General features: G+C 58.6%; 6 protein-coding genes. 1 reads left to right on the top strand and 5 read right to left on the bottom strand.

Annotated elements, in window-relative coordinates; translation table 11 throughout:
- The 5 genes from QCM77_RS40835 to QCM77_RS40815 form a co-directional block, all read right to left on the bottom strand.
- Window positions 1-2740: nuclear transport factor 2 family protein (locus QCM77_RS40835; protein WP_280096585.1), on the bottom strand; the 2740-nt coding region annotated here is incomplete at its 3' end.
- Window positions 2741-3228: 488 nt separating this feature from the next.
- Entirely contained in the window at window positions 3229-3573 is a 345-nt protein-coding gene (locus QCM77_RS40830; RefSeq protein WP_279669444.1) for a hypothetical protein, read from the bottom strand.
- Entirely contained in the window at window positions 3570-3758 is a 189-nt protein-coding gene (locus QCM77_RS40825; protein ID WP_279669443.1) for a hypothetical protein, read from the bottom strand. Before QCM77_RS40825 ends, QCM77_RS40830 begins: the two co-directional genes overlap by 4 nt.
- 333 nt (window positions 3759-4091) lie before the next feature.
- Complete coding sequence (locus QCM77_RS40820; RefSeq protein ID WP_279669442.1) at window positions 4092-4520, bottom strand: hypothetical protein; 429 nt, start codon at window positions 4518-4520, stop codon at window positions 4092-4094.
- 618 nt (window positions 4521-5138) lie between these two features.
- Entirely contained in the window at window positions 5139-5564 is a 426-nt protein-coding gene (locus QCM77_RS40815; RefSeq protein WP_347882433.1) for a GNAT family N-acetyltransferase, read from the bottom strand.
- Between the two features lie 262 nt (window positions 5565-5826).
- Between QCM77_RS40815 and QCM77_RS40810 the strand changes: the two genes are divergently transcribed.
- Window positions 5827-6681, top strand: a complete 855-nt coding sequence (locus tag QCM77_RS40810; RefSeq protein ID WP_280096584.1) for an arylamine N-acetyltransferase family protein — start codon at window positions 5827-5829, stop codon at window positions 6679-6681.
- The last annotated feature ends 247 nt before the right edge of the window (window positions 6682-6928 follow it).

The following is a 6928-nucleotide window of genomic DNA, read 5'->3' as shown; positions in this document are numbered from 1 at the left end:
AGAGCTCGTCGAGCAGCGCCTTCGCTTCCTTTAGGTCACGGGTGTCGAAGCCCTCGGTGAACCAGCCGTAGACCGGCGCGAGCAGAGCGCGGGCCTCAGAGTGCTTGCCCTGGTCACGCCGGAGTCGAGCCAAACTGATCGCGGCCCGCAACTCGAATGACTTGGCACTCTGGCTCTGTGCAACCTGGAGCGCGGTTTGCAAATCAGCGTCGACCTCGTCTGGTGCATCCCCACGAGTGCGCCGCAGCTCGCCAGAGATGCATGCGAGCTCTGCATCCCACATATGTTCGTCACTGCGCGCAGCGAGGTCCTTTGCTTCAGCCAGGACTGTGAGACCCTCGTCGCCACGACCCAATTGCAGGTACGTCGTCGCCAGCATGCACAAGTACCGAACCTGGTACCAAGCAGCTCCGAGCCGGTCCCGCTCGTTCAAACTCTGGCGCATGAGCGTCAAACCACTCTCCACGTTGCCTTCCCGTGCCATTGCCCAGCCCCGCAGGATGAGTCCGCTCAACCGCCAGTAGTTCAAGCTGTGTTGATCAGCGAGGTCGATGATGGCGTCCGCGTGCGCATGCGCAGCCGCCACATCACTCATCAGCTCCGCAGGCGCGGCCCCGCCATAGACCTCCACGTGCGCGGTAAGGTTCGTCTGGTTCAACTCCACAGCGTACTCAAACGCCGTGCGGCTCGCTCTCTGCGCCTGCTCGGGGTAGCCAAGGATCCAAAGCACAATCGCCAAGTAGGGTAACGCAGAAGCCTTCGGGTCATGGACATAGTGCACAGGCGGCGGCCGATGCGCCTTCGGCTCATAGCGACTCAGGATCGTCTCGAACTCGGAGCGGGCCTTAAGAAAGTCACCGGCGTGCATGGCCGTGAGAGCCGCCAAACGATGCGCCGCCAATTCCAGTGCCATGTCCCCGGTGCGCTCGGCGGCGCTACGCGCCTCGGCCGCCAGGCTCTGCATGGCGCCGTAGTCGCCTCTTACAAAATGGAAAACGAACTTGCCGCTGAGCGTGGCGAACAAGGCATCCGCGTCGTCCAGTTCTTTGCAGAGCGCGTGTGCCCTGTCGAACGCAGTGCCGAGCTGCGGAGCCGTGTATCCGTGAATGGCGATCAGCGGACCCCCGATTGCCGTCTGCAGCGCGAGTTCCTGGCGATCCCGCTCCGGCCCCTCTCGACAGGACTTGAGCGCCTCTAGCCCGCTTGTAAGATGAGTGATCGCTTCGAGATTGGCGGAACGTCCCGCGGCGTTCCGGCCGGCCCGCAGCCAATAGCCGACGGCCCTGTCCGCCAGCCCAGCCTCGGTGAGATGCGAAGCAATCGTCTCCGGCTCCGCCTCCGCACGGGCAGGATAACGCTCTTCGAGAGCAGCGGCGATACCAGCATGGATCTGCTGCCGCTTGCTCCTCAAGAGGCTCTCGTGCGCGATGTCCTGCACCAGAGCATGTTTGAAGCTGTAGCCAATATCCGGCGGTATTCCACGCACCCGGAATATGAGCTCCGCCTCCAGTAGTTCATTGAGAGCAAGCTGGAGGGCATCCTCATCGAGCGGAGCTACTGCTTTCAGAAGGTCGTGTCCGAACTCGCGCCCAATGCAGGCTGCGATCTGGGCGACTTCCTTCACCGGTGCCAACCGGTCCAGACGGGCCATCAGCGAGTCCTTGAGCGTTGTCGGGATCGCCAGCGGCGGCAACGGACCTATCAGTTCATAGCAGTTGCCCTGCTCCCTAAGCAGCCCGGATTCGAGGACGGTCTTAGTCAGTTCCTCGACGAACAACGGCACGCCATCCGTCTTGGCCAAAATCTGATCAAGCACCTCCTGTGGAAGCGATTTGCCGCCGGTTATCCGGTCGACCACGGCCGCGCCTTGCCTGCGTCCCAGCCGGCTCAAAGAGAGTGCTGTCACGTGTCCATGTCCCGTCCAGCGCGGAACGAATTCCGGTCGGAAGGTAATAATCATGAGGATCGGGAGCCGCTGCACCTCGTCAACAGCCCGGTCGAGGAGTTCGAGCATGGTGGGGTCGGCCCAGTGGACATCCTCGTAAATGGCAAGGAGCGGCTGTCTTGCCGCCAGGCCTCGTACCTGCTCCAAAAGAGCCTGAAACGTTCGCTCCTTCTTCTGGTGTGGACCGAGCTCCAGTGGCGGGTATCGCCCGCCTGTCGGGATTGCCAACAGGTCCGCGAGAACGGGTGCGCTCTCATGCGCGTCGTCTGTCGCAAGAGCGAGCATCGCCTCGAGCTTATCGAGCTGCTCTTCGGGAAGGTCCTCCCGCCGAATGCCCGCTGCTCGTTCAAGGAGCCCAATGACAGGGTATAACCTCAGCTTCAGCGAACCATCCGCCTGACGCTCGAACACGTGGGTGGCGATGCCAGAGAAGTTCGCAGGCTTGCCATCCTTGTCCTTGCCTTTGGCGCTCCAGTTTGCCGTGCCATAGATGACCTTGTCATCGCCACCCGCGTCGATCAGCTCAAGTTTGTGGTCCGTTACGCCGTTTGCGTAGAACCCGGCGAAAAACTTCTCGATCGCCGCTGGACCCGACGCCACCTCGTGGGTTGGCGGGAGCACCTTCGCGTTCGGCAGATATAAGGCGACAACGGCCTTCGCATCGCCCTTGTTGTACGTCGCATCAAATGTTGCGTAAGCCGCCGAGACATCGCTCTTCGGGTCCCCGGCAAGGCACCGCACCGGAGCGACTGTGAGCAAACAAAGAGCGAATGCCGCTGCATAAGTCACGCGCATGAAATCCTCCCGTTTTAATTTTGCTATTGTAAGGGCGTGAAATTTACTACCACGGTGGTGCATCGTAAAGTGCGGACTCAACTGGGTACCGGATCGACGCCCTGCAAGGTCGCGGGCGAGATCTTACGACCCGGAGTTTCGTTCGGATGGGTATGCACTGGTGGCGATTATCCGCAAGCAGATCCCCCATAGAGCGCCGCCTCTATTGGCCGTCGCGTCGGGCGGCGAGTGGGGAATGTTACTCAATCCACCTCGGCATTTATCAGGTTCGATGTCGCAGTTGGGTCATTCGCGTCGATTTGCCCGGTGCATGGCGACTTCGGTCTACCCCGGTGAACAGACATTCTCGGGATAGGCGGGCATGTCTCAAACGGGCCATAAGCGGTCATTGCGCTTCCGGTCCGCACGACAGGAGGTCGGACGAAAAGCACGGCTCTCGTCGTTCGATGTAGCGCACAAGCTCAACTAGGCGAACAAGGCCAGCGCGGTTAGTCATCGTGTGGCGGCCGGGATGCAGCCTGTCTCTTCGCGCGGTCCAATACGAGGCCCCACACGTGACCGAGCAGCAGTCCGGATAGCCAGCCGGCGCAGAAGCCAATGAAACCCGTCAGCATAAAGACAACTGCGTAGATGATGGTGAACCACGTCGGGGGCGTCAAGAAACGCGCGGGCAGCAAGAGGGCCAAGAAAACCAGTGCGCTGACCATCGGCGGCCCAGCGTTTTTGCGAAAGTAGAGACCGAAGATCGAGCCGGCGATGATGCCGACAAGAAACCAGACCTGCACCTGAGGCTGACGGGCGGCTTCTGAAATGATCGCCAAAAACTCCGTCATGCGTAGGGTGACCGCCGGGCGAGCTGCTTCGGCTTCGCCGCAGGACGCTTGTTGGCCTTCTCGCATTTGGTGCAGACGAGCCGCCCGGCCAAATCGTGGACATACGTGATTTTCGGCCGCTTCAGCTCAGTGAGGTCGTCGAGCGCGCGAGCTGCACGGCACTGGGAGCACTCGATCTCCAGCATCGGATAGCCTCCACGCATCGCAAAGTTGATACAAAAGAAGAGCAACCCGAGCTTAGATTGCAGGATGATTTCAAGTCAACTGACAGTGCCGTCGAGCGGATCGAACCTGATATCCGCTTTGGGTCAAAAGCGGCTGGCAAGCCAAGTGCAGCTCGGCGTCCGGTTTGCCAGCGACAGCGGACATCACGGCGGCTGACCCGATCTTCGGCTTAGGGCCACATCCGGACTCATGCGCCGCAGCAAACTGCCGGACTACTCGATCACGTCGTCGGCGCGGGCGGGACCTGATTGGAGCTGAAGGCTCAGCGTCCAACAGATCTCCTAACGCATCGATTAACACGATTGGTACATCGCCTGCAGATGCTTGCCGCGCAGAAAGATCATCTGGGGCGTCAACCCGCCGCGCGCGGCGATCCATCGCTGCACCCGCGTCGGATACGTCGAATACAGCATCATGGTTGCTTCGCGATTAGTGAAGGTGCGGCCGTTGATGCCGAAATCATACGCGGCATGGAAACCAAGCGCCGCACGCGAGGTCACGCAGATTTTGTCATGAGGGACCGCGCCGAGGACGATGGTGCAGGCCGAGGCACAGAGACCGTCAATGATCACGGATTGTCCGGATGAACGCAGACGTTGAAATTTGCTGACGTAGCTTCCGATTTGACCGCCCCGATCATCAGCAATGCGGACTGCCGCGTGACTTGCCCCGACACCCGCAAGCAGGAGTGCTGCCGCAAGCAGACACGTTACGAACTTCATTATCCCTACCCTGGTTCGAGCAAGCCGATTTGATCGTTTTGCGTGATGCGCGAAACAGCAAAAGCTGTCATTCTAGTTCGTGGCTTTATCTAGGCACCGGCTGCCAGATCTAAGACTTTCGGAACAGTTGGGCATTATAGTCTCCTCTTGGCTCTATCGCAGCTGTTCGTAGATCATCCTATTTTCACAATCGCACTTCATGAGCCCGTGCTCTTTTCCAACCCATGCAGCCTAGGACGATCGCGATCAGCAACTCAATTGAACGTCGGTAGTCGTCCCGTCATCTAATGGTGTCGCGGAACATACGAAGGTTTAAGGCGCTCCCCCTTAAAGCCGACCACTTCCGCAATGGGTCTTGGCTGTGTGAAAACGCCAGGACGCCTGACAGCGATAGAAGAAGTTATTCGTTCAAGACCGTCTCAACGGTCAAGCTTGCAAGCACATTCAATTTGAAGCGCGAACTGGAGAATGTAATTCTAGCCGCGTTTCGATCTTTCGCGTTTTTACACAGCCAGGGACATTCGCGTCGGTTTGGTATGCCTGCAACCGCGTCCGGATTTCCCCGAACAGCCGACTCCGAAGTGAGGGTTGCGGCTCGACGCGAAGGGCCATAAGCAGTTATTGTTGCGCAAGGGGATTGCGTCTCCACGAGTATAGGACATCGGGCTCCTTCTCTTCGTTGCGTGAGCCATTTGTCTCCGAGACAAGCCGGAAACCGTGCTTCTCGTAAAATCTGCGAGCGTTTTGATTTCGTTGAAACGTCCAGAGACTCAGGCGATCAAATCGGTTTTTGGCAACATTCAAGAGGGCAGTGCCGATGTGGCGGCCTTGCCACGTTGGGAGTACGTAGAGTTGGTCGATCCATGCCTCGCGAAACGCGACAAAGCCAACGAGTTCTTGGCCACTGAATGAACCCCAGAGCTGGCACGCCGGGAACATGCGCTCTCGGAAGAACCAGCGGTCCTCGGCTGGTGTGTGAAGGCCGGCCAGAGTTGGTAGAGCCTGGTCGAAAGATGTTCGATGGACCACGGCCGCAACGTCCATGTCTTCGATCGCAAGTCGCCTGAGCATACGTGGACCTAGGGTCACAGCCTATCATATCCCAGCATACCCCAGTTGAGGGTGAAAGGTCTCTTGTGGGTCAAAGTGCGAAGAACTCAACGTAAGCAAATCTGGTCCGCTATGCCTCGGTGAGCGGACCTCGTGGCGAGGGTGCCACCACTTCGCCGATGGGCCAACAGCAGACTTGTCCCGTTGTCCGGCCTGCAATTGTTCGATAGCTTACGGAACACAATGGGAGTTTCCAATGGCGCAGGCATCATTCGACCAAGGCGCTTGGCTGCAGCGCATTGGATATGCTGGGTCCCTCGAACCAACGCTCGACACGTTGCATAAACTCATCTTCGCGCACTCGCACGAAATCGCATACGAATCGCTGGACATCATGCTGGGGCGGACGCCGAGGCTCGACCTGGATTCCCTTCAGCGGAAGATGATCTCGGGTCGCCGCGGCGGCTATTGCTTGGAACAGAACATGCTGTTTCGGGAGGGATTACGGTCACTTGGTTACAAGATCACCAGCCTGCAAGGCAGAGTAGTTCGCGGCATGGCCATCGACGCCCCGCGTCCGGCGATACATATGTTGTTGCAGGTAGACCTGCCTGAAGGACCGTACTTGGCTGACGTAGGTTTCGGGAATCTGGCACCCACTTCGGCTTTGCTTCTGAAGCCCGACGTCGAACAGGACACACCGCACGAGCCAATGCGCTTTATCGATGTCGGCGGCGAACTCACATTGCAAGCGAAGTTACGCGACATGTGGGAGCACATTTATCGCGTTATTCCCTATCCGCGATACGACGGTGAGTATGAAATTACGAATTGGTACACCGGAACACACCCTGATGCACCCTACCAAGGCAACATCATAGCGGCGAAACCGGGTCCTAACAGGACACGCATCACAATGTTCAACGCACGGCTGACCGTACGGCACGCGACGGGCGAGGCCGAACGGCGACTGTTGAAGGATGAAGCCGAATTCAGATCGGTCCTGCGCGGAGAGTTCGGCCTGAACATGTCTGACGATGAGATACGGACCTGTATCTCGGTGATGGAACGGAAGGGTGAAAAAGGAGCGCCGCATCCGTTCTTTGCATGATTCTGACACCAAGCGACGGATGTCCGGTGTGGGTCTTGGCTGTGTGAAAACGCTTAGACGATTGACCGCGATAGAAGAAGTTATTCGTCCAACATCGTCTTTGGTGCTCAACTCGAAAGCGAATTCAACTTAGAGAGAGCGAACTGAAGAATGCAATTCTGACCGTGTCTCGATCTTTCGCGTTTTTACACAGCCAGGGTCAACAGGCGCCGTCCTGACCGCCGCCGGTCACGTCCGGTCTAGCGCG

Origin of the sequence: Bradyrhizobium nivariense, from assembly GCF_029846695.2 — a bacterium.
Lineage (GTDB): Bacteria > Pseudomonadota > Alphaproteobacteria > Rhizobiales > Xanthobacteraceae > Bradyrhizobium.
Note: the sequence above shows the minus strand (reverse complement) of the source record. Positions and strands in the feature narration are given on the sequence as shown.